At 72.0% G+C, this 218-nt stretch carries 1 pseudogene; it reads left to right on the top strand.

Going from position 1 to position 218, the window contains the following annotated elements:
• Positions 1-218, top strand: a pseudogene (locus tag IH13_RS0103890) (aromatic acid decarboxylase); the annotation flags it as partial.

Genomic DNA, 218 nt, shown 5'->3' on the forward strand with positions numbered 1-218 from the left:
CACCCCGCCGACGTCGTACGGACCGTCCGGCGCGAGCTGGACGAGAGCCGGACCGCGCTCGTCGCCGCCCTGATCACCGCCGAGACCGCCCGGTACGACCGGCTGCCGCCCCGCTGGGCCGACCAGATCGCCGAGCTTCCGGCCCCCGCCCCTCGCAACAGGCCCGACCGCTTCGGTTACGCCTCCTCGCTGCTGGAGTCTGTCTCTTATACACATCT

The organism is Streptomyces sp. NRRL WC-3549 (assembly GCF_000721935.1).
Lineage (GTDB): Bacteria > Actinomycetota > Actinomycetes > Streptomycetales > Streptomycetaceae > Streptomyces.